Origin of the sequence: Sphingomonas sp. PP-CE-1A-559, from assembly GCF_004340965.1 — a bacterium.
Classification (GTDB): Bacteria; Pseudomonadota; Alphaproteobacteria; order Sphingomonadales; family Sphingomonadaceae; genus Sphingomonas.
Map to the genome: position 1 here is coordinate 72,385 of NZ_SLYA01000001.1, position 23,196 is coordinate 95,580.

A 23,196-nucleotide genomic window follows, 5' to 3' on the forward strand; every position below is an offset into this window, starting at 1 on the left:
CGCACGCTTATCTTGTGCGGTGAAAGGTATCGTGCACCCATGAGCGACAACGACAACCGCGGTCAGAAGCCCCAGGGCCCCGGAAACGGTGGCCCCGAGAATGGCGGCGGCAATCCTTGGATGAAGAGCCTGTTGATCTGGGTCGGCATCCTGCTCGCGCTGGCGCTGTTCGTGACCATGTTCGACGGCCGCACGGCGGCGTCGGGTGGCAACACGATCGCGTATTCGGCGTTCCTCGACAAGGTCGACGAGGGAACCGTCAAGGACGTCAACATCTCGCGCGATATCATCTCGGGGACGTTGTCCTCGGGCGAGAAGTTCAAGTCGTATCCGATCCCGGACTCAACGCTCGTGCCAAAGCTGCGCGAGAAGGGCGTCTCGATCAGCGCGAAGCCCGAAGAGGGCCCGTCGATGTTGGCGCTTTTGCTGTATCAGTCGCTGCCGTTCCTGCTGTTCCTCGGCATCGCGTTCTTCGTGCTGAAGCAGATGCAGAAGAACTCTGGCTCGGGCGCGATGGGTTTCGGCAAGAGCCGCGCGAAGATGCTGACGCAGAAGGAGGGTAAGGTCACCTTCCAGGATGTCGCCGGCATCGACGAGGCGCGCGAAGAGCTGGAAGAGATCGTCGAGTTCCTGAAGGATCCGACCAAGTTTGCACGCCTCGGCGGCAAGATCCCCAAGGGCGCGCTGCTGGTCGGCTCCCCCGGTACCGGCAAGACGTTGCTCGCCCGCGCCATCGCAGGTGAGGCTGGTGTGCCGTTCTTCACGATCTCGGGTTCCGATTTCGTCGAGATGTTTGTCGGCGTCGGCGCGAGCCGTGTCCGCGACATGTTCGAGCAGGCGAAGAAGTCCGCACCTTGCATCGTCTTCATCGACGAAATCGATGCTGTGGGTCGTCATCGCGGTGCCGGTCTCGGCAACGGTAACGACGAGCGCGAGCAGACGCTGAACCAGCTGCTCGTCGAGATGGACGGCTTCGAGGCGAACGAAGGCATCATCATCATCGCCGCGACCAACCGTCCCGACGTGCTCGATCCGGCGCTGCTGCGTCCGGGCCGTTTCGATCGGCAGGTCACGGTGCCGCGTCCGGATATCGAGGGTCGCATCAAGATCCTTGAAGTGCACATGAAGAAGGTGCCGCTCGCGCCCGACGTCGATGCTCGCGTCATCGCACGCGGAACGCCTGGGTTCTCCGGTGCCGATCTCGCCAACCTCGTCAACGAGGCGGCGCTGCATGCCGCGCGCAAGGGCAAGCGCTTGGTGGCGATGGCCGAGTTTGAGGAGGCCAAGGACAAGGTCATGATGGGCGCAGAGCGCCGCAGCATGGTCATGACCGACGACGAGAAGCGGATGACTGCGTATCACGAGGCCGGCCATGCCGTCGTCGCGATGCATGAGGCTGCGTCGGATCCGATCCACAAGGCGACGATCATTCCGCGTGGTCGTGCGCTGGGCATGGTCATGCGCCTGCCCGAGCGCGACTCGTACAGCTATCACCGCGACAAGATGTACGCGAACCTCGCGGTCTCGATGGGCGGCCGCGTCGCCGAGGAAGTCATCTTCGGCTACGACAAGGTGTCGAGCGGCGCCTCGGGCGACATCCAGTACGCCACGGGTCTGGCACGCGACATGGTCACGCGCTGGGGCATGTCGGACAAGGTTGGTCCGCTTGAGTACGGGGAGCCCGAGGGTGAGTCGTTCCTCGGCTACTCGTCGAGCCGTCCGTCGCGGATGTCGAACCAGACCGCGCAGTTGATCGACGACGAGATCAAGCGGATCGTCGAAGGTGGTCTCGACCGCGCCAAGCAGGTGCTGAGCGATCACGTCGACCAGCTTCACACCGTGGCCGGCGCGTTGCTCGAATTCGAGACGCTGACCGGTGACGAGATCAAGAAGCTGATCGCGGGCGAGGATCTCGATCGTCCGGATCCGGGTGCGAAGGCGTCGACCGTCCCGCGTGCGGGCACGTCGATCCCCAAGACCCGCCGTCCGTCGGGACCTTTCGGAACGCCAACCCCTTTGGGGGCGTGATCCGGTTCACCGGACAGTCACTTAAGTAGCTCTATGGGCGGTCTTTTCTCGGAAAGGCCGCCCATGCCGTATTCGCGTTCCAAGGCTGTAGTCGCAGCGCTACTGATGGTCGGCGCGGCAATGCCGGCAAGCGCGGCAATGACCGTCGGCACCTTCCTGGCCCGCGCCAACGCGCTGCGCGACCAGGGCCCGATGGCGCTCATGTCCCCCGACCTCCCCGCCCTGAAGGCCGAAGCCAAGGCCGCAACCAATCAATTGAAGGCGGAACGCGCCGCCCGCGCCGCCGCCGGCAAGCCCCCGATCGCCTGCGTTCCGGAAGGCGAGTCCGTCGGCATCATGGACATGCTCGACGGGCTGAACGAGCTCCCCGCCAGTTACCAGAAGCGCTCCCTCAAGGACGGCTACGCCCGCGTCCTGGCGAACCTCTACCCCTGCCGGTGAGATGTCTGGGGGAGGTGTTGAGGGTGTCCTCTTGTCGCCGTTCGTCCTGAGCGAAGTCGAAGGGCATGCCCCGCGCGAAGGTGCTTCGACTTCGCTCAGCACGAACGGGAGTTTGCAGAACCCGCCAGATGCGATCAGTCCGTCAACCCATGCAGCAACAGCAGTACGATAAACGCCAGCAAAACCGTGAACGCGAACGTCAACAGCGCCATCGTCCGCCAAGCCGCCGACCACTTCCGCAACTCATAAGCCCCACGAAGCTGCGCGAACATGTGGACTGGCGGCACGCACATCGCCGCCATCACGATCCAGCCCTCCGCGACGCCTATGACGCCCGCGACGATCAACACGATCGTCAGGAGCATCATGAACGCCAGCGAATAGGTCACGAAGATCGCGTGGTCGTAGAGGTGATGTTGGCGTCGCCAGAGGAAAAGAAGCGCCATGAACGGCACGGATAATGGAATTAGCCCCCAGCTGTATTTATACGCGCTGGTCTGCAGCTTGTAGAACATCAGGCCCGGATTGCCGTTCGCCTTGCCGATACCGTGGTCCAGCCGCTTCCAGCCGGTCCTGAAGTCGCCGAGGTCGAAAAGCGTCCCGTTGGCGCCCCCATTCTGCATATCGGCGGCGACCCTCAGTGCACGGACAGTGGTACGCAGCGCGCTCGCCTGCCGATCGAGAGTGGCAAGTTGTTCCCCCGAATATTTGGCGGGCGCGCGCTTCGCAACCTCCTGCTGCGCCTCGACTTTGTTCAGCGCGAGGCGAGCCCTGGCGGCCTCGCGCGCATAGTCGGACGTCTTGCCGGTACGCTCGTTCCGGATGAAGTCCTTCGTCATTTCCCCGCCGACCGCGCCGATCGTCGCGAACATCAGGAAGACGGTGAACAGGAACAGCGCCAGCGGCGACACGAACCGCGCCCGCTCGCCATTGACATACCGCCGCGTGAGCGCACCCGGATGCAGCACCAGCAGCGGCAAAGTCCGCCATATCTTGCCTTCGAAATGGAAAACCCCGTGCGCGATCTCATGCCCGATCCCGCCGAGCGAGCGGTGGACGTGTGCTGATTGGCCGCAAGCATGGCAGTGCTCGCCCAACAACCGCGTCCCGCAATTCAGGCACAACGCACCGTCCGTACCATGGCCCGTAGGCGCGCCATGCGCTTCGCCCGCGCTCGGTTCGAACGGGCGCCCAATGACCGTACCTGTGGCGATATCCGCCGCTGCCCCGATATCCCCAGTCATGCGTCCCCCTGCAATATCGGCAGCGTAACGAGTTCCTGACGTTGGCGCGAGCGGCTTCGCATGGTACCGGCCGGACTATGGCCGACGCAGAAAAACCGACCGAAATGATCGCAGAAATGGGCGCACGCGCGCGTTCTGACGCGCTGGTTCTAGCAGCGATGCCGTCGGCGCTTAAAGCCGCGGCGCTTGTATTGGCGGCGGAGTCGATCCGGGCAGCATCTGTTGAGATCGTTGCGGCGAACGCCGAGGACATGACCCTCGCGGACGAGGCGGGTCTGTCGGGTGCGCTGCTCGATCGGCTGCGGCTTGACGAAGCGCGTGTCGCGGCGATGGCTGACGGTGTCGCGGCCGTGGCAGCGCTCACCGATCCAGTCGGGCAGGTGATCGATTCCAGCAAGCGTCCGAACGGCCTGAAGCTCTCACGCGTCCGCGTGCCGATCGGCGTCATCGGCATCATCTACGAGAGCCGTCCCAACGTCACGGCGGATGCCGCAGCGCTATGCGTGATGGCCGGCAACGCGGCGATCCTGCGCGGCGGGTCCGAAGCGGTAAAGAGCAATCGCGCGATCCACGCAGCACTGGTCGCGGGGCTGAAGGCGGGCGGGGTGCCAGTTGGCGCGGTCCAACTCGTGCCCACCACCGATCGCGCAGCAGTCGGCGCGATGCTGAAAGCGGGCGGGGTGATCGACCTGATCATCCCCCGTGGCGGCAAGAGTCTCGTGGCGCGCGTCCAGGCCGAAGCGCGCGTGCCCGTCCTCGCGCATCTCGACGGCATCAATCACGTCTTCGTGCATACGTCGGCCAATCCGGCGATGGCCGAAGCAGTCGTCGTCGACGCGAAGATGCGCCGCACCGGCGTCTGCGGGTCGATGGAAACGCTGCTGGTCGACCGTGACTATGTGGACGCACCCGCCCTGATCCGAAGACTCGCTGCAACGGGCTGCGAAGTCCGCGGCGATGCAAGCGCGCGCGCCCTAGTTCCCGAGATTGTTCCCGCCGGAGCGGTCGACTGGGACACCGAATATCTCGACGCGATTGCCTCGGTCGCGATCGTCGACGGCATCGGCGGTGCGATTGCGCACATCGCCCGCCACGGCTCGCACCACACCGACGCTATTGTCGCCGAAGATGCCGCGATCGCCGAGCGTTTCCTGACCACCGTCGACAGCGCGATCGTCCTCTGGAACGCCTCTACCCAGTTCGCCGACGGTGGCGAGTTCGGCCTCGGCGCGGAGATCGGCATCGCCACCGGCCGCCTCCACGCCCGCGGCCCGGTAGCGCTCGAAGGCCTCACCACCTACAAATGGATCGGCCGCGGCACCGGCCAGGTGCGCGGTTGATTGTAAGAGGTGGAAAGCGCATGTTCGCGACATGACGAACGCATCGACCTTGATGATCGCGATCGAGCCCGGCGTTGCCGACAAACTCGCGACACTGGCGCAGCGCCGCGGTGTCGACGCTAGTACCATCGCTGCCGAAGCGATCGCGCGTCGCGTCGACGAAGAACTCGAATTTCTGGACTTCATTCAGGCCGGCGAGGATTCGATCGCGCGAGGCGATTATCTGACCCAGGAGGAAATGGAAGCCTGGTTTGCGCAACGGCATAAGACCGCCAACGCTGCATGAGGGGCGTAAGATGGTCGCGCGACGCGCAGGCCGATGTTGCGACGATCGATGACGAGTTCGACAAGATCGATCCGAATACCGCGAGCCGGGTTGGCACCTCGGCGGTCAACGCAGCCAGATTTCTGGCGGATTACCCGGGCGCGGGGCCAGCGGTGCCAAATACCCGACTGCGTAAATGGCGCGTCGCAGGTACGCCTTACATCTTGCTCTATCGGTTGGCGGACGATGACCTGTTCATCGTCCGCGTCATTCATGTCGCGCGTGACCGACAGCAGTTCCTATGACCCACGTCGGTATCCTCGGCGGGTCGTTCAATCCTGCGCACCGCGGGCATCGTGGCATCACGTTGGCGGCGATCGACGCGCTCGCGCTCGACGAGGCGTGGTGGCTGGTATCCCCTGGCAACCCGCTCAAGGATGCAGCCAACGACATGGCTCTGCTCGCTACGCGCCTCGCCTCCGCGCGGAAAATGGCGCGCCGTGCGCCGATCCGCGCAACCGATATCGAGACGCGGCTCCACACGCGCTACACGCTCGACACGATCCGCAAGCTCAAGCGGCGTTATCCCAAAATGCGGTTCATCTGGTTGATGGGGGCGGACAATCTCGCCGACTTCCACCGCTGGAAGAACTGGCGGCAGATCGCCCGCGAGGTTCCGATTGCGGTAATCGCGCGTCCGGGATATGACGGGCGCGCCCTCGCGGCCCCCGCGATGGGTTGGCTGCGGCGCTTCCAACGGCGCACAGACCATGCGAAGAGCTGGACGACGTGGAGATTGCCGGCCCTCGTGCTGTTGCGCTTCCGACCCGACCCGACCTCCGCAACCGGCCTGCGTGCCGAAAATCCCGACTGGGCCCAGCACGTTGCTGGCTCGGTAGTCTTACTCAGGAGCTGACTTGGCCACTTCCCCTACTGCCCCTCGCGCGACCGACCCCGAAGAGGTTGAGGCGCTGCATCGCCTGATCCTCGCGTCGCTCGACGACGACCAGGCGGTCGAGACCATCTCGATCCCGCTCGCGGGCAAGACCAGCATCGCCGATTACATGGTGATCGCCAGCGGTCGTTCGACCCGCCAGGTCGCCTCGATGGCGCAGAAGCTGGCCGAGCGGATCAAGGCCGAGTTCAAGCGTCCGGTGAAGATCGAGGGGCTCCCCACGGCTGACTGGGTGCTGATCGACGCGACCGACGTCATCGTCCACCTGTTCCGCCCCGAAGTCCGCAGCTTCTACAATCTGGAGCGGATGTGGGCGTTCGGCGATGCACCGGCGCCGCCGCCCGTACCGACCTTCACCGACGAAGACTAAACCGACCTAGAGGCGGCGATGCTGCTCCACATCGTCGCCCGCGGTCGGATCGGGCGCTCGCCAGAGGCCGACCTGGTCGACCGCTATCTTAAGCGGATCGTCTGGCCGACCAAGGTCAGCGAGCTTCCCGACACCGGCGGCAAGATTCCGCTGGTCGGGGAACAGACCAAGCGCATCCTGCTCGACGAGAAGGGCGAAACGCTCTCCTCGACGCAGTTCGCGCAAAAGCTCGAGCGGTGGCGCGACGACGGCGTGCGCGAGGCGCGGTTCATGATCGGGGCCGCCGACGGCTTCGACGACGCGGCGCGCGACGAGGCGGATCTGCTGTTCTCGTTTGGCCGCGCGACCTGGCCGCATCTGCTCGCTCGCGCGATGCTCGCCGAACAGCTTTTCCGCGCCACCAGCATCCTTGCCAACCACCCCTATCACCGCGAAGGGTGATGCATGAGGATGGGGAGGGGCCTCGTCGTCGCGGCGCTGCTCGCGGTGGCGGGCGGCGTGACCGCGCAGACCAACGACACGGCCGAGGTCGGGAGCGAGCAGGCGCGTCTGGTTGCGGCCAAGCGCGATGCCGCGATCGCCGCGCGTCGTGCCGCTAAACTGACCGCAGCGGCTACCCAGGAGCGCAACGCCGCCGACAAGGCGCGGCGTGAAGAACAGGCTTTAGCTGCTCGCGTAACGGCCGCCGAAGCGAACCTCGCCACTGCTAGTGCCCGCGTAACGCTGGTCGAGCGCCTGCTGTCCGATCAACGCGCCAAGCTTGGCCGCGCGCAAGCCCCCGTCGCCCGGCTCCTTGCAGCGTTGGAATCCCTCGCCCGTCGCCCGACGATCGTCGCCGTCGCGCAGCCGGGATCGGTCGACGACCTCGTCCACGTCCGGGCCGTCCTCGGCAGCGCGCTTCCCGTCGTCCGCCAGCGCACCGAAGCCGTCCGCATCGAACTCGCGGAGACCCGTCGCCTGCAAGCCAGCGCCACGCTCGCCGCCAAGGCGCTTTCAGACGGCCGAGCGCGCCTGGAGAGCGACCGCATCGCCCTGGCCACCCTCGAAGCGCGCCATCGCCAGCGTAGCCAGGCGCTCGGCCGCGGCGCGCTAAGCGAGTCCGATCGCGCACTGGCGCTCGGCGAACGCGCGCGCGATCTGGTCGACGGCATGACCGCCACCACGAACGCCAAGGCGACCGCAGCCAGCCTGATCGCGCTCGCCGGCCCGATCCCCCGCCCGATCGCACCCGGCACCACGCCCCCGGCGCCACCGCGCGGCGTGTACCGCACACCGGTAGCGGGCAAGCTCGTCACCGGCTTCGACGAAGCCTCTGACTCAGGCGTCCGATCGCGTGGGCTGACTTTCGCCACCGCCCCCCGCGCACGCGTCGTCGCACCCGCGGCGGGCACGGTCCGCTACGCTCGCCGTTTCCGCGACTACGGCATTATCGTCATCATCGACCACGCGGACGGCTGGACGAGTCTGATCACCGGGTTGACCGCCACCACCGCTAAACCCGGTGACCGCATCGCGATGGGGGCCCCGCTCAGCACCGCACCCAGCGTAGACCCCCTCATAACCGTCGAGCTCCGCCGCCGGGGGCGGCCCGTCGATGTCGCTTCACTGATAGGATCGCGCTGATCAACCAAACCTGATGGACGCCGCCTTTCGATCCCCCTGGCGGGGGAGGATCGAAAGGCCTCCAGTCAGTCCCCATTAACCCCCACGCGCCTTCACTCCGCGCGCGCGTTGCCGCCAGCGTTCCGCTACGCTACGCCGTCACGACCGTACGACACGTCATTTCTCAGGTTGCAGGACCATCGATGCCTCGTCCTATACTGCGTACCCCGTTCCTTGCCGCGACTGCGATCGTCGGCGCGCTGACGCTGATCCCATTGGCCACCTCCGCGATGGCGGCAGTCGACACCGACACCTACCGCGAGTTCGACCAGTTCCTCGACGTGTTCAACCGCGTGAAGGCGGAATATGTCGACAAGGTCGATGACAAGACGCTGATCAAGGGCGCGATCCAGGGCATGCTCGCCAGCCTCGATCCCCACAGCTCGTATGTCGACGCGCTCGACTACGAAAACCTCCGGATCATGACCGAAGGCAATTACGGCGGTCTCGGGCTGACGGTGCAGATGGAGGACGGTGCGATCAAGGTCGTCGCCCCGCAGGAAGACTCCCCCGCCGCCCGCGCGGGCGTAAAGTCCGGCGACTACATCACGCACATCGATGGCAAGCTGATCTACGGCGATTCGCTCGACGAGGCGGTCGGAAAGATGCGCGGCAAGCCCGGCAGCAAGATCACGCTCGGCCTCGTCCGTCCCGGCCGCGACAAGCCGCTCGAGGTGACGATGATGCGGGAGATCATCGTCCAGAAGCCGGTGAAGTGGGAAGTCCGCGGCGACGTCGGCTATATCAACATCAACACCTTCAGCGAGAACACCGGCGCCGACACGCGCGCGGCGATCATGGCGATCGACAAGTCGCTCGGCCACCGTCCGCTCGGCTATGTCGTCGACCTGCGTGAGAATGGCGGCGGGCTGCTGACCCAGGCGATCGAAGTCAGCGACGCGTTCCTTGATCACGGCGAGATCGTCTCGCAGCGCGGCCGCGAGAAGACCGATATCGAGCGCTATTATGCCAAGCCCGGCGACGACGCGCACGGCCTGCCGGTCGTCGTCCTCACCGATCCCGGCACTGCGTCCGCGTCGGAGATCGTCGCCGGCGCGCTCCAGGATCATCACCGCGCGCTGATCATGGGCGAGCGCAGCTTCGGCAAGGGCTCGGTCCAGACCGTGCTCCCACTTGGGCCCCAGACCGCGCTCCGCCTGACCACCGCCCGTTATTTCACGCCGTCAGGCCGGTCGGTGCAGGAGGGCGGGATCGAGCCCGATATCAAGGTGCCGCAGCTCACCGACCCCGACTACAAGTCCCGCCCGGTGTTCCGCGAGGCCGACCTGCGTAAACACCTGATCAACGAGGTCAAGGCCGACAACGCGGTGCTCGAGGAGGATACCAAGACCGATCCGCGCTTCTCGCAGACGCCCGAGCAGTTGAAGAAGCAGGGTATCGACGACTTCCAGCTCTATTACGCGCTGAAGACCGTCGCGCGTCTCGGCGGCCCGACCCAAGTTGCCGCCGCGACCAAGCCGCGTCCGATCAAGCCTGATCCCACGGAAACCACCAAGGCGCCCACCAAGTGAGCGTGCGTCGTGGGCTTGGCATGACGAAGAACGAAGAGATCGCGCGCGCCATCGCGCTTCTACTGCCGGCGTTCCTGCTGCTCGGTGCGCTGGGGTCGCAATATCTCGGCGGGCTGTACCCGTGCGAGATGTGCCATTGGCAGCGCTGGCCGCATTATTCCGCGGTTCTGATCGCGGGTGCGGCGTTTTTCGTCCCTGGTCGGTCGCTGAGGGCGTCGCTGGTGATCATTGCCGGGCTGTTGATCGGGCTCAGCGGGCTGATCGGCGTAGCGCATGCCGGTGTCGAATATCATTGGTGGAACGGCTTCACCGCCTGCACCACGACCGTGTCGATGGCCGGCACGACCGCCGCCGAGCGGCTCGCGGCGATCATGAACGCGCCGATGGTGCGCTGTGATTCGCCGCAATGGAAGCTACTCGGGATTTCGCTCGCCGGCTTCAACGCGATCTTTTCCCTCCTCGGTGCGTTCACCATATTCGCACTGATGAGGAAGACGAGATGAGTGGCTGGAAGCCAGGCGACGCCAAGCGCGCCACCGATTCGATGATCCGCGTCGACCAGGCCGGCGAATACGGCGCGATCCGTATCTATGCGGGCCAGCTTGCCGTACTCGGCGATCGTCACCCGGCATCACGCTCGATCCATCACATGGCGCAACAGGAAGAGCGGCATCGCGCGTTCTTCGACAAGATGATCGTCGATCGACGCGTGCGCCCGACGGTGCTGCAGCCGATCTGGAAAGTCGCGGGCTTCGCGCTAGGCGCCGTGACGGCCGCAATCAGCCCCCGGGCTGCCATGGCGTGTACGGCGGCGGTCGAGACCGAGATCGACAAGCATTACGAGGAACAGCTCGTTCAGCTTGGCGCCAGCGACCCCGAGCTATCGGCAGCCATTCTCGATTTCCAAGCCGAGGAACTCGAGCACAAGGCCACCGCGATTGCTGCGGGGGCGGAAGAGACGCCGGGTTATCCGGTATTGAGTGCCGTGATCCGGCTCGGCTGCAAGGTTGCGATCGCGACTGCCAAGCGGATCTGAGATGCGGCCGATACAATGAGATACGGCCAGCGACTGAAGTACGGATTGTGGGAGTGATGCGTATGAAAATGCTTTTTGCGACGGCGTTGCTCGTCGCCGGACCCGTTGCGGCGCAGACGGCGCAACCTGCTCGCCCTGTAGCGCCGCCAACGCTGGCGCAATTACCCGCCAAGGGACCGACGCTGGCGCCGGCTCTGCCCGGCGCCACCGGCAAGTCGAAGCCGATTTCGGCCCCCGGCGAAGTCTCGCGTAGTGCGCCTGTCAACGGCGTCCTGACGCTGTTCGGCAACGAACGCTGCCCGACCAACCAGAACGGCGAAGAGATCGTCGTCTGCGTCCGTCGCAGCGCGCAGGAGCAATACCGCGTCCCCAAGGAACTCCGCGAATTTGTCGTGACTCCCGAAAATGCCAGCTGGGCGACTAAGGCACAGGGAACGCTCGACGCAGGCGTCGGCGTCAACACGATCGGCAGCTGCTCCGCGGTCGGCCCCGGCGGCGCCTCCGGCTGCTTCAACCAGCGCGTCAAGGAATCGCGCCTGGAGAACAAGACGCGCGCGGCAGAAGTCCCCGTCCTCCCATAAAGCGGTCGTAAGCGGCAGCGCCTCTACTTCCCCCCTCCCTAAAAGGGAGGGGCAGGGGTGGGTCGGCTTTTCGCACCGCTTACCGTCCCCTGGCGCACAAAAGGGGGCAAACGGATGGGCTAACATCCGGAAATTGAAAACCGTCCGCGCCCGATCCGCGTCGATGGTTACGAAAAAGACTTCTCGCCTACTCTGCGATTCTTCTTGCCGCCGTCATGACCGCGCTGATGCTCGGGACGTGGCTGTTCGCCTGACACCCGCGCGTGCTGTTTTAGACGTAACTGTCCTACAGGCGGATGGAGTGGCATGATGCGCGAATGAGGTCGGCAGCCATCCGAAGCGCGTTCGCTCAAACCGCCTCCTACGGTGCGTCGGGCACAGGGGAAAATGCTGCGCCAGCGTCTGCACTTTCTGCACTTCGGGCGAGCGTGGTCATTGCACGTTGCCGGACTCGCGCTGTTTTTCAGCGAGTTAAGGCGATTCCGAGCGATGTCGCGATTCTTGATCGTAAGAACCTATCGCAAGGAGCAATCACATGACCAAACCGCTGAGCATCGCCTTCCTGCTGTTCCCGAACGTGACGCAGCTTGACCTGACCGGCCCCGCGCAGGTTCTGTCGCGGCTCGGCAACGCTCGCCTCGATCTTGTCTGGAAGACGCTCGATCCGGTGTCGACCGACGCGGGTTTCTCGATCCTGCCGACCGCGACCTTTGCGGACGTGCCGTATGCCGATATTCTAGGCGTGCCCGGCGGTTTCGGCATAAACGGCGTGATCGCCGACGACGAGGCGATGGCGTGGGTCCAGACGGTCGGCGCTGAGGCGACGTGGGTGACGAGCGTGTGCACCGGATCGCTGATTCTCGGCGCGGCGGGGTTGCTGGACGGCTACCGCGCCGGCTGCCACTGGGCGCAACGCGAGATGCTGACTCTGTTCAATGCGATTCCAGTCGATGCGCGGACCGTGGTCGATCGCAACCGCGTGACAGGCGGCGGCGTCACCGCAGGGATCGACTTCGCGCTGACGCTGACCGCGATGATCCGCGGCGAGGCTCACGCTCGGGCAGTGCAACTCGGTCTGGAATATGACCCCGCGCCGCCATTCGAGAGCGGTTCACCCGCCAAGGCCGGTCCCGAGATCGTCGCGGCGTATCAGCGCCGCATGCAGTCGATCGTTCCCACGCGCGACGACGATCTGCGCGCGTTAGCAAAGCTCCGTGGTTACGGGTGACGCTTCAGTCCGCGTACCCGGTGCCAGATGTAGAAGCCGACGAGGGCTATCAGGACGACGCCGATCAGCAGGTCGGCGCTGTGGAACGCGGCCTTCACGCGCGGATCGCTGTCCCATTTGTCGCCGAGCTTCATGCCGACCCACGCCAGCCCGAAGCACCACGGCCATGATCCGATGAACGTGTAGACGTGGAACGGTACCAGCTTCATCCGCGCGACGCCGGCGGGGAAGGCGATGAACGAGCGGATGACGGGAAGCAGGCGGCCGATCAGCACCGCCATCGAGCCCCAGCGTGCGAAGAACCGGTCGGCTGCGTCAAGCTCGCCCGGTCCTATCAGCAGGTATTTGCCCCAGCGCTCGGCCATCGGCCGCCCGCCACGCTTGCCGATTTCATACGCGACGATCGAGCCCAGATTGCACCCGATCGCGCCCGCAGTTGCGGCGAGGTATAGGTCGAATCGCCCGGTCGAGACGAGGTAGCCGGCGAACGGCATTATGATCTCGGACGGCAGCGGGATGCATGCGCTCTCGATCGCCATCAGCAACGCGATGCCGACATAGCCACCCGACGAGATGACGCCGATCGTGAAGGTGGCCAGCACGGCCAGGATCTTTTCGAACATGGGTCGGTCGATTGCGCGAACCGGGCGCGGAAGGGAAGAGCCAATCGGAACCGCCGGCCGTGTCGTGCGCTGTTTGCGGCATGACAGATCTTACACTCAACGACGGTCGCACAATGCCCCAGCTCGGAATGGGCACGTGGCAGATCCCCGACAGCCAGGCCGCGGCGATCGTCCGCTCCGGGCTCGATATCGGCTTCCGGCTGGTCGACACCGCGGCGGTCTACGAGAACGAACGCGGCGTCGGCGATGGGTACAAGGGAGCGGACGCGTTCCTGACGACCAAGCTTTGGAACGATCGCCAGGGCGACGCCGAGGCGGCGATGGACGAGAGCCTTGCATTGCTCGGTGTCGAATCGGTCGACCTGTACCTGATGCACTGGCCGGTGCCGAAGCAGGACGAGTATGTCGAAGCCTGGAAGGCGATGATTGCGCTGCGCGATGCCGGACAAGCCAAGTCAATCGGCGTGTCGAACTTCCTGCCCGAGCATATCGACGCGATCGTGGCGGCGACCGGCGTGACACCCGCGGTCAACCAGATCGAACTCCACCCGAATTTCCAGCAGCGCGAGCAGCGCGCGTATCATGAGGCGCACGGCATCATGACGCAGAGCTGGAGCCCGTTGGGGCAGGGCAAGACGCTGTTGCAGGATGGCGCGATCGTCCGAATCGCGGACAAGCATGGTCGAAGTGCGGCGCAGGTCATCTTGGCGTGGCATTTGGCGAACGGTTTTTCGGTAATCCCGAAGGCGTCGGATGCCGAGCATCTCGCGGACAATTTTGCGGCGTTGGATCTGACGCTGGATGACGAGGACATGGCCGCGATCGAAGCGCTCGACGATCCTGCGGGCCGGCTGGGACCAGAACCGAACAGCATGTAATGACGGTGAAGAGGCGCTCGACTGAGAAGCTCGTCATCCTGACGAAAGTCAGGAACCAGGGTAACGGGCGTTGCGCTATTCGCCTCTGGATCCTGACTTTCGTCAGGATGACGGAGATAGGGAGCGTGAAGTTTGCTCGTTCGGTGATCAAGCAATCCGGCCGCCGACCGTCCGCAAGTCCTCGACGAACCGCGCATACTCTTCCGCCGCCTGCGCTGGATCGGGTAGCCTTAGCAGATAGCTTGGATGAACCGTGATCCAGGCCTCGCCGCCATCCGGCAATTGCAGCGCCCGGCCACGCTCACGGCCGATCGTGATCACCTTCCCGAACAGCGATCTCGCCGCCGTCGCGCCTAGCGCCACGGTTACTTTTGGCTTGATGAGCATCTGTTCCTGCTCGATCCACCAGCGGCAGGCGTCAATTTCGCCCGCGCCCGGTTTGGCGTGAATGCGGCGTTTGCCGCGTTGTTCGAACTTGAAGTGTTTGACCGCGTTGGTGACGTACGCGCGGGAGCGGTCGACTCCCGCCTCCGCCATTGCCTTGTCGAACATCTGGCCGGCCGGGCCGACGAACGGGCGTCCGGCGATATCCTCCTGGTCGCCTGGCTGCTCGCCGACGAACATCAGTGGCGCATCGATTGGGCCTTCGCCGAACACGGTTTGCGTCGCGGGTTTGTAGAGCGGGCAGCGGGTGCAGCCGGCGGCCTCGTCGCGCAGTGCTTCCCACGCGATCAGGCTGTTACCACCTACCGTGTCGCGCGCCCTCGCGATCATTCCGCTCTCCCTTGCTTGCGCCGCCGCCAGCAAGCCCGGCACCAGCGCGGTTTCGGGCATGTTCTTCCAGTATTTCTTCGGCATCTCCTTCAGCATCGCGCCGATTTTCACGCGCGCCGGGTTGAAGATGCTGGCGTAATAGGTTTTCCAGACTTCCTCGGTCGGGTCGCCGTCGGGCGCGTCGGCCTTGCTCGCGCCAGGGCCTTCGCTAAGCGCCTTGCCGTCCCAGTGGATCGAGACCTCGGGCGTCAGGATCGACCAGCGCATGCTGGCGAAGCGGTTGACGAAGAACGCGGCGTTGGCGCGGACGATGTGATGGTCGGGTTCGAACCACGCGACGAAGCGGGTTCCGCCGTTCTCCTCGACTTCGCGGAAACGGAGGAACGCGCGCATCTTGTGGATGTCGCGGCGGACGTCCTTGGCGATCCGGTCGAGGCGGCGGACGAGCGGATCGGCGCGGTCCTCGATCAGTTTTTGCTCGCGGCGGAGGCGGAAAAGTAGCGTGTAGAGCAGGGCGAACCGTTCTGGGTCGCTGCCGAGGATGGCGCTGCGGGCTAGGTCGATGAAGGCGCGGGGGACGGAGAACGCCCCGGGGGGCGGGGCAGGGGCGGGTTCGGCGACGGTTGCGAACAGGTCGACGGGTTCGTCGCCGACTTGCCAGACGACGTCGTCGGGGGGGATGTCCTCGGCGATCAGGCCACGCGCGGCGTCGCGCCAGCCGTCGAAATCGTCGGGTTCGGTTAGGGTTACGACGCGCATCTTTACCTTCTTCCCTGGAAGGGAGGGGGCTGGTTGCTTTCGAGGGAATGCCGCGTGAGCCTCGGGCCGACCCACCCCCAACCCCTCCCTTTCAGGGAGGGGGGCAGGGTGCGCGCGGGGCTCACGCGAACATTTCCATCTGCTTGGGTTTTGGGGCGATGATGGGGCGGAGCTCGGCTTTGTCCGCCAGAGCTACCGGGCGCCAATCCTCGGCGATGATGAAGGGGCGGAGCTTGGCCACGGATACCGTCAACCTTCCGATGTCCGCCAGATGCAGGCGGCGCCAGCGGCGGCTGGTGAGGATGCCGTTGACTGCTTTTACGCCGAGTCCGGGGACGCGGAGGAGCATTTCGCGGGGGGCGCGGTTGACATCTACCGGGAACGATCCGCGAAATTTGAGTGCCCAGGCGAGCTTGGGGTCGATGTCGAGCGGCAGCATCCCGGTCGCGTCGTCGGCGGCGGCGACCACCTCGTGCGGCTGGAACTCGTAGAAGCGCATCAGCCAGTCGGACTGGTACAGCCGGTGCTCGCGCATCAAGGGCGGGCGTTGCAGCGGGAGGACGGCGCTTGCATCGGGGATCGGGCTGAACGCAGAATAATAGACGCGGCGCAGGCCGAAGCGGTCGTACAGGGTCGATGCCTTCCGGACGATGTCGCCGTCCGTTGCAGCGTCGGCCCCGACGATCATCTGGGTCGACTGGCCGGCGGGGGCGTAGCGGGGCGCGGACTTGTACTTGGCCTTGGCGTCCTTGCCGTCGATGATCGACGCCTTCACCTCCGCCATCGCGGTTTCGATGCGGACGCCGTCCTTCTCGGGAGCGAGGCGTTTCAGGCCGTTCGCGGTCGGGAGTTCGACGTTGATCGAGACGCGGTCGGCGTACAGCCCGGCCTGATGGACGAGTTCGGGATCGGCGTCGGGGATCGTCTTGAGGTGGATGTAGCCGCGAAAATGGTGATCCTCGCGCAAACTCCGCGCCACCTCGACCATCTGCTCCATCGTGTAGTTCGACGACGCGATGATGCCGGACGAGAGGAACAGGCCCTCGATATAATTGCGCTTGTAGAAGGCGATGGTGAGATCGACGACTTCCTTCGCCGTGAACCGCGCACGCCGTACGTTCGAGCTCTTGCGGTTGATGCAGTAATGGCAGTCGAAGATGCAGCTGTTGGTCAGCAGGATCTTCAGCAGCGAGATGCAGCGGCCGTCGGGCGCATAGGCGTGGCAGATGCCCATGCCTTCGGTCGAGCCGAGCCCCTTGCCGTCCTTCGAATTGCGCTTGGTCGTGCCCGACGATGCGCAGGACGCATCGTATTTGGCCGCATCGGCGAGGATCTCGAGCTTTTCACGGGTGTCGAGTTGGGCCATTCGTTCGTCTTACGTTCCGCGAAAAGGGGTGTCGAGTGATGGAGATCAACTTGTCGCTATGTCGTTGTACTGGCCGCCTTTCGGGTCGGCCCCGATGCCGGAAGTGCACAAAGTGCAGACGCTGGGAGCATTTTTCCGATGTCTGCACTTAGGCCCCGACGTGGACGATTGCGGATTCACGACGGTGGCAGGATCGGGTTGTGTAGGACACCCGAAAGTCAGCCGAACAGATAGCGGATCAGGTCGACCATGCCGCCGAGGCTGACGGGCAGGAGCAGCAACAGGAAGAGATAGACGAAGATCAGGCGGGTGAGCGCCTTCTCGTGCCGATACACGGGCTTGCGCGGAGGCAGGTCCTCCTTGCGCGGCCAGATGCTGGATTCGTCGAGGAACATCGAGGGTCAACGTCGCGCACGGGGATTGTCTCCCTACGCGGTTGCAATGAGTCCGGTCGCGGCTTGCAGGTCGACCGAGACGAGGCGGCTGACACCGCGTTCGATCATCGTCACGCCGAACAGGCGGTGCATGCGGCTCATCGTGACGGCGTTGTGCGTGACGACGAGGTAGCGCGTGTCGGTGTCGCGCGACATCCGGTCGAGCAGGTCGCAGAAGCGCTCGATATTCGCATCGTCGAGCGGCGCGTCGACCTCGTCGAGGACGCAGATCGGCGCGGGGTTGGTAAGGAACAGGCCGAAGATCAGCGCGACCGCGGTGAGTGCCTGTTCGCCGCCCGACAGCAGCGTTAGCGACTGGAGGCGTTTGCCGGGTGGTTGTGCCATGATTTCGAGTCCGGCTTCGAGCGGGTCGTTGGAATCGATCAGTTCCAAGTGCGCGGCGCCGCCGTCGAAGAGCGTGGTGAACAAGCGCTGGAAATGGCCGTTGACCGCTTCGAATGCCGCGAGCAGGCGTTGGCGACCTTCGCGGTTGAGCGTGCCGATCGAGCCGCGCAGACGATTGACCGCCTGGCCGAGTTCGTCACGCTCGACCGCGTTGCCGCGCGCGGACTCTTCGAGTTCGGCGAGTTCGGCCTCGGCGACGAGGTTGACCGGGCCGATCCGCTCGCGGTCGGTGGTGAGGCGGTCGTGCGTGGCGGACTCCTCGGCTGGCGCGCGTACGTCGGCGACCGCGAAGCCGAGGCGTTCGGGGAGCACCGGGGCGGGGCATTGGAAGCGCTCGCCCGAGAGGCGGCCGAGATCGAGGCGGCGCGCTTCGTGGTTCTCGACACGGGCGATCGCGCCGGCGCGGGCTTCGCGGGCGACGGCGAGCGCTTCGGTGGCGGCGCGGTGGGCGTCGTCGGCGGTGCGGGCGGCGGTCTCCGCGGTGCGTTCGGTGGCGAGGAGCGTGTCGGCGGTTGCGCGCGCGTCTTGGTGTTCGGCGTCGAGCGTCTCGATTTCAGCGTCGAGGGTGGTGGGGCGAGCGGCGATCGCGGCGAGGTCGGCGCCCAGCGTCGTTTCGCGCGAGTCCATGGCGGCGATGCGCTTGGCGGCTTCACCCGCGCGCGCGCGCCAGCTTCGGGTGTCGGCTTGCGCCGCGGACAGGCGTTCGCGGTGGGTGGCGATGCTGCGGTCGAGCGTGGTGCGATCGGCACGGGCCTGTGCGACGGCGGTGCGGGCGCGTTCGGCGTCGTACTGGAGCGTGGCGACCTGGCGGGCGTTGGCGGTGCCGTCGGGGACTGCCGCCATCGCGGCCTCGGCGCGGGTGCGGTCGGCGTGGGAGTCGGCGACGTCGTCGGCGATGCGGTGCGCGCGGACGTCGAGGTCTGCCCGCTGGGTGGCGAGGCGTTCGAGCGCGGCGGCGGCGCGGTCCTCTTGGCGGATAGCGTCGCGCGCGGCGGTTTCGGCGCGTTGGAGGGCGGCGCGGGCGGTTTGCAACTGGCCTCTAGCCTGGGCGATGCGCTCGTCGATCGCGGCGCGCGTTCGTTCGGCGTCGTCCAGCGCTTTGGCCGCAGCGGGGCGGGCGGCCTGGAGCGCGGCGAGGCGGTTGCGGCGGACGAGGCGTTCGGCGGCGGCCGCGCCGGTGCCGGTTGCGGTGAAGCCGTCCCAGCGGCGGAGTTGGCCGTCTCGGGTGACGATGCGCTGACCGACGGCGAGGTGTTGCTGGCCGTCGGTGTCGACGACGAAGACCTGCGCCAGCCTGCGGGCGAGGGCGGGGGGCGCGTCGACATGCTTTGCCAGCGGTTCGGCACCGGCGGGCGCGGCGGGGTCGTCTTCGCGGGGCTCGGCGCCTGCCCATGCATCAAGGCCGGTGTCGAGATCGTCGCCGAGCGCGGCGGCGAGCGCGCGTTCGTAGCCGGTGTTGGCCGAGACATGGTCGAGCAGCCGATCGCGGCCGCTGCGCTGCGTTGCCTTGGTGAGCGCGGTCACTTCGCTGTCGATCGCGGCGAGGTCTGCGCGGGCGGTGGCGCGGGTGGTTTCGGCGGCGTCTCGCGCGCTGGTCGCGGTGGCTTCGTCGGTGTCTGCCTGGGCGATGGCCTGGCGGGCGGACTCTGCTGCGGCGGTTGCAGCGCGTCGGGCTTCGGCGGCGGTCTCGCGCTCTGCGGCTAGCGGGGCGGGGTCGCCGAGGGCGCGAAGGGCGGCGGCGATCTGCGCGGCGTCGCGATCGGCGCGGTCGGCGCGGGTGCGGGCGGCGGCGAGGGCTGCGCTGGCGACACGGACTTCGGCGGCGTCGCGGGCTTGCGTGGCGAGTGCTTGGGCCAGCGCGACTTCGGCGTCTCGCGCGCGACGTTCGGTTTCTGCGAGTGCGGCGTCGAGATCGGGGATCGCGGCGGTGGCATCGGCGATCGCGGCGTCGAGCGCCTTGGCCTCGTCGGCGAGGCGGGCGAGCGCAGCGGCGGCGTCGCTGGCGAGCGATCCTTCGCGGGCACGGTCGTCGGCGATCCGGGCGCGGGCGTCGGTGAGGTCGGCGATCCTGCGCTCGACGCTAGCCTTTTCGGTCTTGAGCGCGGCGAGGCGGTGGGCGAGATCGCCGACGAGGTCGCGCGCGGCGAGTGCTGCGGTGCGGGCGGTGGAGACGGCTTCGATCGCGCGATGCTGGTTGGCGGCGGCTGCGCGTTCTGCTTCGGCGGTGGCGTGGACGCGGGTTTCTGCGGCGCTGGCTTCGGCTTTGGCGGCATCGGCTGCGGTGGCGGCTTCGCGCCATCGGGCGAATAATGTGCGCGCTTCGGCGACGCGGATCTGCGCGGAGATAAGGCGGTAGCGTTCGGCGGCGCGGGCCTGGCGTTTCAGTGTGGCAGCGCGCGCGTCCTGGTCGGAGATGATCTCGTCGAGCTTGGCGAGATTGGCTTCGGTGGCGCGGAGCTTCCCCTCGGCGTCTTTGCGGCGGACGTGGAGGCCGGCGATCCCGGCGGCTTCCTCCAGCATCGCGCGGCGGTCGGCGGGCTTGGCGGCGATGACCGCGCCGATCTTGCCTTGGCTGACGAGCGCGGGGGAATGCGCGCCGGTGGCGGCGTCGGCGAAGAGTAGGCCGACGTCTTTTGCGCGGACGTCGCGGCCGTCGATCCGGTAGGCGGAGCCGGCGCCGCGTTCGATCCGGCGGACGATCTCGCGCTCGTCGCCTGCTATTTCCGCGAGGATCGAGACTTCGGCGAAATCGCGCGGGGGGCGGGTGGCGGTGCCGGCGAAGATCACGTCTTCCATACCGGCGCCGCGAAGGGACTTGGCGCTGGCCTCGCCCATCGTCCAGCGGAGGGCTTCGAGGAGGTTCGATTTGCCGCAGCCATTGGGGCCGACGACGCCGGTCAGGCCGGGTTCGATGCGGAGGTCGGCGGGATCGACGAAACTCTTGAAGCCGGTGATGCGGAGGCGCTTGATCTGCATTCTTGCGCCCCCCGACGACTGTGATTTTATGCCGAACCGTAAAGCTTGTGTCCCCGCGAAGGCGGGGACACAGTTTGGGCTCCCGCCTCCGCGGGAGAACAAGAAGGAGCTGCCCATGGGCAAGCGTACTGCCCTTGCCTCCACCCCGGCGAAGGCCGGGGCCCAATTGGAGAGGTCGCGGTAACGAAGCGCTGATCTCCGTTAGCAACGTCCCCCAATTGGGCCCCGGCCTTCGCCGGGGTGGTAGTTACTGGTGGTGGGGTTAGCTTACGCCCCAGCCGCCTTCAGCGCCTTCTCCATCTGATCCCAGCTCACGACCTGATCGAGCTTCTTGTCGTTGATCAGGAACGTCGGCGTGCCCGTGACGGTGCCGGCCTGCATCGCGTTCTCGGTCGGCTTGGCCATCACTTCGAGCTGCTTCTGATCCGCGAGGCATGCGCGCGCCTTCGTTTCCGGGATCCCGCGCTGCTTGACGAAATCGATCGCGCCCATCTGTTCGGCGAGCTTGGTCGCGACGACCGTCGGCGGCTGGTTGGCGAGCGCCTTTTGCTGGTCGGGGGTCATCGCCTGGAGCTTGTCGAGGAAGGCGATCTGGTTGCCGTACATCTGCTCGAGGATCGGGAAGAACGGCGCGACGCCGCCGCACTGGCCGAGCAGGGTCAGCGCCACGTCGGGTGCGCCGTGGACGAGGAAGTCGCGGAATTCGAAGCTGACCTTCCCGGTCGAGACGTACTTTTCCGTCAGTGGCTTGTACGCCTCACGGCCGAACGCGCCGCAGGTCGGGCACGAGCGCGCGCCGTATTCGACGAGCTTGATCGGCGCGTTCGGGTTACCCATCAGGTAACCCTCGGGGGTCTTCACGACCGTCTCGGTCCAGTTCTGGCCGGCGGGGGCTGCGGCGGCTGCTACCGGCGCGGCGGCGGGCTGGTCGACGTTACCGGTCGAATCGTTCTTCGAGCAGGCGGCGAGCGCGAGCGGCAGGACGGCGAGCGTGGTCAGGAACTTCATCGGGTTACTCCAGTGGATCACGTGAATTAACGGGCGCCTGCCTTGCGGAGCGCGGGTTCGAGCTGTTCCCAGCCGACGTGCGGGACGAGTCTGCCGTTGAGGTAGAAGGTCGGCGTGGAGTCGATCTCCTTGGGCGCGTCGGCGGTCAGTTTGACGATGCGGTCGATCTCGGGCTGGTTGGCGAAACACGCGTTTATCGCGGCGTCCGACAGCCCGCGTGCCTTGACGAACGCGGTCAGGCCGGAGCCGTCGGCGTTGGCGCGGATCTGGGCCGCGGCCGGGTACATGTTCAGGCGCGCGGCGTTGCCCTGCTGGTATTCGATCCCGCGCTCGAGCCATTGCGGCTGCGCGGCGAAGATCGCGGACGAGGTGGCGGAGAAGCCTTTCGGGCCGGTGCAGCGGGCGAGGATCGCTGCGGCCAGGTCGAGCCGGTCGCGGATGAAGCTGCGGACTTCGAGGCTGGTCGAGCCCGACGCGATCATCTGGCGCTTGAGCACGGGCTCGGACTTCACCGAGAAGTCGGCACAGTGCGAACAGGTGTAGCTGGCGTATTCGACGAGCTTCACGCGGGCGGCGGGGTTGCCGATCAGGTAGGCGCCCGAGGGGAGAATGCGCGCGGTCTGCGACCAGTCGCGTTTGGGCGCGGCGCCGGTCAGCAGGAAGAGGGCGAAGACGGCAATTAGGATGCGCATCAGTTGATCCTGGGAAGGCCGTGCGTCGAGGCGACGCCGGCGGCGAGGGATTCGAGGACGGCGCGCAGTTCCGGATCGGCGATGCCCTTCAGGCTCATACCGAGATCGACGGGGACCGGGCGGATCGATGGCGGCGCCTTGCGTGGAACGGGTGCGGCGACCTCGCCCTGGCGGATCGCGACCTTCACGATCGCGGCATAGCCGAAGAAGCGGTTCACGCGCTCGATGATCTCGGGCGCGATGTGCTGCATCATCGGTGCGTGTGCGCCGCGGACGGTAAGGGTCAGGACGCCGTCCTGCTTCTTGCCGACCGGGAAGCGGATCGATTCGGGGATGCTCGCGCCGGCCAGTTTCGCGCCGACGATCTCGGGCCAGCGGCTGACGATCGAGGACTGGACGAAGCCGAATCGCCGGAATGCCGCGCCGCCGATCGCGGGCAACAGCTCGGCGACCGCGCGCGAGCGATTCTCACGCGGGGCGTCTGGGTCGGTCCTGCCTTTCACGCGCTTCGTCGCCGGCTTGGGCGTCGCGGGTTTGGCCGTGGAAACGGGCGGCTTGCTCATCCGCAATCCCATGCCATAGGCGACGCGTGAACGCCA

Annotated in this window: 24 protein-coding genes; 15 read left to right on the forward strand and 9 right to left on the reverse strand. The window is 66.3% G+C overall.

Translation table 11 applies throughout. The features are described from left to right. Positions 1-39 precede the first annotated feature (39 nt). Together ftsH and C8J42_RS00320 are read left to right on the forward strand one after the other, a co-directional pair. Positions 40-2,028, forward strand: coding sequence for an ATP-dependent zinc metalloprotease FtsH (gene ftsH / locus C8J42_RS00315; protein ID WP_133018508.1), 1,989 nt, complete (start codon positions 40-42; stop codon positions 2,026-2,028). Positions 2,029-2,091: 63 nt separating this feature from the next. Beyond that, positions 2,092-2,469, forward strand: a complete 378-nt coding sequence (locus C8J42_RS00320; RefSeq protein ID WP_243643963.1) for a hypothetical protein — start codon at positions 2,092-2,094, stop codon at positions 2,467-2,469. A gap of 134 nt (positions 2,470-2,603) precedes the next feature. Here the strand turns inward: C8J42_RS00320 and C8J42_RS00325 are convergent, their stop codons facing one another. Beyond that, the gene (locus tag C8J42_RS00325; protein ID WP_056061241.1) at positions 2,604-3,713 is read right to left on the reverse strand and encodes a DUF3667 domain-containing protein; all 1,110 of its coding nucleotides are present in this window, start codon (positions 3,711-3,713) and stop codon (positions 2,604-2,606) included. A 77-nt stretch (positions 3,714-3,790) separates the two neighbouring features. Here C8J42_RS00325 and C8J42_RS00330 point away from each other — a divergent pair, with 77 nt between their 5' ends. From C8J42_RS00330 to C8J42_RS00385, 12 genes are all read left to right on the forward strand, one after another. Further along, entirely contained in the window at positions 3,791-5,053 is a 1,263-nt protein-coding gene (locus C8J42_RS00330; protein ID WP_133018509.1) for a glutamate-5-semialdehyde dehydrogenase, read from the forward strand. A 49-nt stretch (positions 5,054-5,102) separates the two neighbouring features. After that, a complete protein-coding gene (locus tag C8J42_RS00335; protein ID WP_133018510.1) occupies positions 5,103-5,339 on the forward strand; it encodes a hypothetical protein in 237 nt (78 codons plus the stop codon). Then, complete coding sequence (locus C8J42_RS00340; RefSeq protein WP_056061230.1) at positions 5,336-5,623, forward strand: type II toxin-antitoxin system RelE/ParE family toxin; 288 nt, start codon at positions 5,336-5,338, stop codon at positions 5,621-5,623. The genes C8J42_RS00335 and C8J42_RS00340 overlap by 4 nt, the downstream gene beginning before the upstream one ends. Further along, on the forward strand, positions 5,620-6,234 hold the full coding sequence (locus C8J42_RS00345) for a nicotinate-nucleotide adenylyltransferase (RefSeq protein ID WP_056061228.1): 615 nt from the start codon (positions 5,620-5,622) through the stop codon (positions 6,232-6,234). Before C8J42_RS00340 ends, C8J42_RS00345 begins: the two co-directional genes overlap by 4 nt. Before the next feature lies 1 nt (position 6,235). Next, entirely contained in the window at positions 6,236-6,643 is a 408-nt protein-coding gene (rsfS, locus tag C8J42_RS00350; RefSeq protein ID WP_056061225.1) for a ribosome silencing factor, read from the forward strand. Positions 6,644-6,661: 18 nt separating this feature from the next. Beyond that, the gene (locus tag C8J42_RS00355; protein WP_060526522.1) at positions 6,662-7,084 is read left to right on the forward strand and encodes a 23S rRNA (pseudouridine(1915)-N(3))-methyltransferase RlmH; all 423 of its coding nucleotides are present in this window, start codon (positions 6,662-6,664) and stop codon (positions 7,082-7,084) included. Positions 7,085-7,087: 3 nt separating this feature from the next. Beyond that, positions 7,088-8,266, forward strand: a complete 1,179-nt coding sequence (locus C8J42_RS00360) for a peptidoglycan DD-metalloendopeptidase family protein (RefSeq protein WP_243643964.1) — start codon at positions 7,088-7,090, stop codon at positions 8,264-8,266. A gap of 182 nt (positions 8,267-8,448) precedes the next feature. Beyond that, complete coding sequence (locus C8J42_RS00365; RefSeq protein ID WP_133018511.1) at positions 8,449-9,837, forward strand: S41 family peptidase; 1,389 nt, start codon at positions 8,449-8,451, stop codon at positions 9,835-9,837. Between the two features lie 20 nt (positions 9,838-9,857). Further along, positions 9,858-10,340: a disulfide bond formation protein B gene (locus C8J42_RS00370; RefSeq protein WP_133018512.1), complete on the forward strand. Its 483-nt coding sequence runs from the start codon at positions 9,858-9,860 to the stop codon at positions 10,338-10,340. Next, complete coding sequence (locus C8J42_RS00375; protein WP_133018513.1) at positions 10,337-10,873, forward strand: demethoxyubiquinone hydroxylase family protein; 537 nt, start codon at positions 10,337-10,339, stop codon at positions 10,871-10,873. Before C8J42_RS00370 ends, C8J42_RS00375 begins: the two co-directional genes overlap by 4 nt. Before the next feature lie 62 nt (positions 10,874-10,935). After that, on the forward strand, positions 10,936-11,454 hold the full coding sequence (locus tag C8J42_RS00380) for a hypothetical protein (protein WP_133018514.1): 519 nt from the start codon (positions 10,936-10,938) through the stop codon (positions 11,452-11,454). Positions 11,455-11,989: 535 nt separating this feature from the next. Further along, positions 11,990-12,682: a DJ-1/PfpI family protein gene (locus tag C8J42_RS00385; RefSeq protein WP_120299505.1), complete on the forward strand. Its 693-nt coding sequence runs from the start codon at positions 11,990-11,992 to the stop codon at positions 12,680-12,682. Here the strand turns inward: C8J42_RS00385 and C8J42_RS00390 are convergent. After that, positions 12,673-13,305, reverse strand: a complete 633-nt coding sequence (locus tag C8J42_RS00390; RefSeq protein ID WP_133018515.1) for a DedA family protein — start codon at positions 13,303-13,305, stop codon at positions 12,673-12,675. The genes C8J42_RS00385 and C8J42_RS00390 overlap by 10 nt on opposite strands. Positions 13,306-13,385: 80 nt before the next feature. On the opposite strand from C8J42_RS00390, the gene C8J42_RS00395 reads away from it, so the two are divergent. Then, positions 13,386-14,183, forward strand: a complete 798-nt coding sequence (locus tag C8J42_RS00395) for an aldo/keto reductase (RefSeq protein ID WP_056061196.1) — start codon at positions 13,386-13,388, stop codon at positions 14,181-14,183. A 147-nt stretch (positions 14,184-14,330) separates the two neighbouring features. Here the strand turns inward: C8J42_RS00395 and C8J42_RS00400 are convergent, their stop codons facing one another. The 7 genes from C8J42_RS00400 to C8J42_RS00425 all read right to left on the reverse strand — a co-directional run bounded on the left by C8J42_RS00400 (position 14,331) and on the right by C8J42_RS00425 (position 23,160). Continuing rightward, positions 14,331-15,716, reverse strand: coding sequence for a UdgX family uracil-DNA binding protein (locus tag C8J42_RS00400; protein WP_133018516.1), 1,386 nt, complete (start codon positions 15,714-15,716; stop codon positions 14,331-14,333). Between the two features lie 121 nt (positions 15,717-15,837). Beyond that, positions 15,838-17,082 (reverse strand): putative DNA modification/repair radical SAM protein, encoded by a 1,245-nt coding sequence (locus tag C8J42_RS00405; RefSeq protein ID WP_133018517.1) that lies wholly within the window; start codon positions 17,080-17,082, stop codon positions 15,838-15,840. Between the two features lie 218 nt (positions 17,083-17,300). Next, the gene (locus C8J42_RS19955) at positions 17,301-17,477 is read right to left on the reverse strand and encodes a hypothetical protein (RefSeq protein ID WP_165895133.1); all 177 of its coding nucleotides are present in this window, start codon (positions 17,475-17,477) and stop codon (positions 17,301-17,303) included. A 33-nt stretch (positions 17,478-17,510) separates the two neighbouring features. Further along, positions 17,511-20,897, reverse strand: coding sequence for an AAA family ATPase (locus C8J42_RS00410; protein WP_133018518.1), 3,387 nt, complete (start codon positions 20,895-20,897; stop codon positions 17,511-17,513). Between the two features lie 267 nt (positions 20,898-21,164). After that, positions 21,165-21,905 carry a thioredoxin domain-containing protein gene (locus tag C8J42_RS00415; RefSeq protein ID WP_133018519.1) on the reverse strand — a complete coding sequence of 247 codons (741 nt, stop codon included), beginning with the start codon at positions 21,903-21,905 and terminating at the stop codon, positions 21,165-21,167. A gap of 26 nt (positions 21,906-21,931) precedes the next feature. Beyond that, complete coding sequence (locus C8J42_RS00420) at positions 21,932-22,597, reverse strand: thioredoxin domain-containing protein (RefSeq protein ID WP_133018520.1); 666 nt, start codon at positions 22,595-22,597, stop codon at positions 21,932-21,934. Further along, entirely contained in the window at positions 22,597-23,160 is a 564-nt protein-coding gene (locus C8J42_RS00425) for a DciA family protein (RefSeq protein ID WP_133018521.1), read from the reverse strand. The genes C8J42_RS00420 and C8J42_RS00425 overlap by 1 nt, the downstream gene beginning before the upstream one ends. Between the last annotated feature and the right edge of the window lie 36 nt (positions 23,161-23,196).